The sequence below is a fragment of the Methylobacterium sp. J-030 genome (assembly GCF_022829545.1).
Taxonomy (GTDB): Bacteria; Pseudomonadota; Alphaproteobacteria; order Rhizobiales; family Beijerinckiaceae; genus Methylobacterium.
Genome location: NZ_JAKSYM010000069.1, coordinates 1 through 3503 on the forward strand (window position 1 = coordinate 1; position 3503 = coordinate 3503).

General features: G+C 61.9%; 2 protein-coding genes and 2 pseudogenes. 3 read left to right on the forward strand and 1 reads right to left on the reverse strand.

The genetic code is table 11. The features are described from left to right. Positions 1 to 129 precede the first annotated feature (129 nt). Together MKK75_RS36285 and MKK75_RS03690 are read left to right on the forward strand one after the other, a co-directional pair. Entirely contained in the window at positions 130 to 342 is a 213-nt protein-coding gene (locus tag MKK75_RS36285) for a helix-turn-helix domain-containing protein (RefSeq protein WP_409567513.1), read from the forward strand. Between the two features lie 291 nt (positions 343 to 633). Next, complete coding sequence (locus MKK75_RS03690; RefSeq protein ID WP_244041283.1) at positions 634 to 1449, forward strand: hypothetical protein; 816 nt, start codon at positions 634 to 636, stop codon at positions 1447 to 1449. Positions 1450 to 1621: 172 nt separating this feature from the next. Here the strand turns inward: MKK75_RS03690 and tnpC are convergent. Next, positions 1622 to 2923: pseudogene (gene tnpC / locus MKK75_RS03695) on the reverse strand (IS66 family transposase). A 181-nt stretch (positions 2924 to 3104) separates the two neighbouring features. On the opposite strand from tnpC, the pseudogene MKK75_RS03700 reads away from it, so the two are divergent. Then, a pseudogene (locus tag MKK75_RS03700) lies at positions 3105 to 3503 on the forward strand (IS5 family transposase); the annotation flags it as partial.

A 3503-nucleotide genomic window follows, 5' to 3' on the forward strand; every position in this document is an offset into this window, starting at 1 on the left:
CGTGCGCGAGGTCTTGTCCGGACGCTGCAGCCGCAGCACCAGCTCGATCAGCTCCTCGCGGCTCAACCGCTCAAGATCGCTGCGTCCCATCCCACGAGGGAATCAGCGAAACCCAACCCGCGCAAGGGCCTGAGTAATTACGTACGGCTCTTATCCGTCTCGGAAGCCTGCGCAACTCTCGGAATTGGTCGCACACGCTTCTACGAGCTGCTCAACAGTCAAGCGCTGAGGGCCGTTAAGCTCGGCCGTCGAAGACTTATCAGATCGGATGAACTCGACCGGTTGATCCAGGCGCTGACGGCAAACGCAGCCGAACATGCGAATGATGAGGTGCCGCGATGAACCCGATCCTCGTCGGCCGGCCTCACGCTGCAATCACGTTTCTCAGCGGCCAGACATGCCGCGACCGCGTGCCTTTCGCTCCCCGAACGTCGCGGTACGACATTCAGTGCCTCAAACGCCCACGTGACAGTCCCAACGAAAATGTCTGCCGAGTTGGTCGACTGGGACGTCCGCAACTTCGCCTCGTCATTTGATGCTTCCGCAGCACCGCGATCAACAAGCGCGACGAGCTAAGCTTTCCTGGCGGCCGATTACTACACTCAAGCTGTTTTTCGAAAATAGGTGAGAATTATGAGTCCTTCCCGCGATTTGATCAACCGAAAAATCAAAATACTTGAGCATAGGAGTGTCTCACTTAGAGATTTCGACGTATTACAGCTAAAATACAAAAAAATATCTGAGTTAAACACAAACAGCATTTGCTGGCTAATCGGAGATGCAGTCCAGAATTATGATCGTCACAGAAACGATAACGAATTTATTGGCGCATTTTATCTAATAAAATTCTGGAAAGATAGAACCTACGCTCCAAATCCGAGCAATTTCCTGTTGCATTGTATGCAGCATATGACAAATGCCCCAAGCTCTAGTTCGCAAGGTTATAAATCCGCAAGCGATTACACGATAGCGGCCCAGAAGCTGCTGGATGAGGGTGTGCGACCTGACGAGATGTACGAGGAGTTGAAACGACGTGGCGGGCCGTACGCGGTAATCCGAGAAATGAAAAAGGATGCTGCCGGTGTACAGGACGAGGCTGACGGACGCGATGAGGAAGAAGAGGAGGTCAAGGGTAATGACAAGCGCGTCGATACAGCTGCGCCCCGACCAACAAGAGACGATGTACAAACCTTAGCTTCGTCTAAACCAGGTGGTCAGAAACAGCCTTCGCAACCTGACTTAGACCAGCAGCGAGAAATGCGGGTCGGAGATCGCGTTCGGCTGTTTATGAAAGATAAGCATTTAGCGATAGAGGATGACGGGCTTCGAGATGAGCTGTATGCCATGGCGTTGCATGCGAGCCTCTGGATTTGCATTGAACGACTTGACGACGAAGGTGGATATTTTCGGTTTAAAATCGTCGATGTGGATCCGGATCCGGTAGCATAAGGAGCTACGTCGGGCTGATCGTGCTCAACGGCGGCCGGGGTAGCCTCGGCCGCTGCCTTCGAGAGGTGGCCAAAATTCCGGGGCCCGGAATTTCTACACTGGCAAGCAGTTCAGCACAGATTGATGCAGCTGGCGCCCGACACGTAATTACCCACCCCGGTAGTTGCAGGGTTTAGGCGCCAACGGTCTTTAGGATGGTTCCGCAGGGACTGCAGCCTGTGAGGCGCGCGGTATCGACGACGGTGCGGATGGCGGCCTCGCCCTCGGCGGCCCACATCGCGCGGTAGCCTTTGGTCATCTTCCGCTGGATGACCGCCGGGCGCAGCAGCCGCTCCGAGCCGTTGTTGGTCGGCTCGACCGCCCCGGGATGGGCGAGAAGACGAGGAGCTGAGCGCGGGCTCGGCCGATCTTGGCCTGCAGGTCGCGGGTCAGCTCGCAGCCGCTCGGCGTGGCGAGGATGGCCCCGAGTTGTCGGTCGAGGCTCCGGCGCTTGGCGGCGAGCGTCGAGGTGGTCAAGGTGGTGACGCGCTCGGCCAGGGCGAACACGGAGGCCAGCCAGAGCTGCAGACGCCAGGGCACCGGATCGTCGCTCGCCTCGACGACGTAGGCGATGTCGCGGGCGAGATGGGCGAGGCAGGTCTAGTGTTCGGCCGCATGGCCCTGCTGGGCCGTGTAGCGGTCCGAGATCCACACCGCGGGCCGGTGCCCGTCCATCATCTCCCGCACCACGATGGCGCCCCGCGTCAGCGAGGCCGTGTGCACCACGGCATCGGCCGCGTGGAACACCCAGTGATAAGCGTTCGAGCCCTCGATCCGCACGCCGGTCTCGTCCGAGGTGACCACCGCGGCCTTGCGCAGGGCGGACACGGCGGCCTCGTGACCCGGGTGGAAGCGGCTCTGCGCGCGCTGGAGCAGGTTCATCAGCCCGCTCTGGCTGAGGGTGAGACCAAACAGGTCCGACAACGCCGCCTGCAGCCGCTCGTAGGAGAGCGCCTGGAAGGTCTTCAGATAGGTCGCCACCACATGCAGCCGCGGGCCGAAGGGTGTGCCGCGGGCCGCCTCCGGCACCGGTGCGACGACCCGAGCCCCGCAGGTCGGGCACTGCACGGCCAGCCGTCGATGCTGCGTCACGACTGGGGCCACCTCCGGCAGCTCGATCCGCTCGGACGCGCTCACGAGTTCGGCGGGAAGATCTCCGTGCAGGACGCCGCCGCAGCACACGCAGCGGCCGGGACGATGCTCGACGACGGCGTCGGGATCGTCGCTCATCACCCGGCTGTGGCCCTCGTGCCCGGGCTTGGCCCCGCCAGGCTTGGATTGCTCGCGCCGCTCCTTGTGGTCGGTCGCCGGTGGCTTCGAGGAGGTGCGCGAGGTCTTGTCCGGACGCTGCAGCCGCAGCACCACCTCATCCTGAGCCTGTCGAAGGATTGATCAGCTCCTCGCGGCTCAACCGCTCAAGATCGCTGCGCCCCATCCCACGAGGGAATCAGCGAAACCCAACCCGCGCAAGGGCCTGGGTAATTACCCCGACACGACGGCGACGCAGATTTTGCAGCCGGGCCGATCAGCGCGCATCCACCATGTATTACCGTCCGGACCCATAATGGTGGCGCGGACGGCTTGGGTGTGATTCACGGCTTCCGTGGGAGGAGCCGATGGATCAGTTCTGGCTGACGGACGAGCAGTTTGCGCGGATCACGCCGCACTTGCCCACCGACACACGGGGCAAGGAGCGCGTAGACGACCGGCGGGTGATCAGCGGCATCGTCCATGTCCTCAAGTCCGGCGGGCGTTGGACGGACGCACCGCGTGAGGTCTACGGGCCGAAGAAGACCCTCTACAACCGCTTCGTGCGCTGGGCGGCCAAGGGGGTCTGGGTCGGCTTGTTCGAGACGCTGGCGCAAGCCGGTGGCCCGCCCTCCCAGGTGCTGATCGACTCCACCGCCGTGAAGGCGCATCGCTGCGCCGCCGGGGGTAAAGGGGGGAGCAGAACCAAGCCATCGGCCGCTCGCGCGGCGGGCGCACGACCAAGATCCACGCCCTCACCGATCGCT

Excerpts from the sequence above, each read along its gene's own strand:
- MKK75_RS03690 (WP_244041283.1), top strand. The coding sequence starts at position 634 with ATGAGTCCTTCCCGCGATTTGATCAACCGAAAAATCAAAATACTTGAG.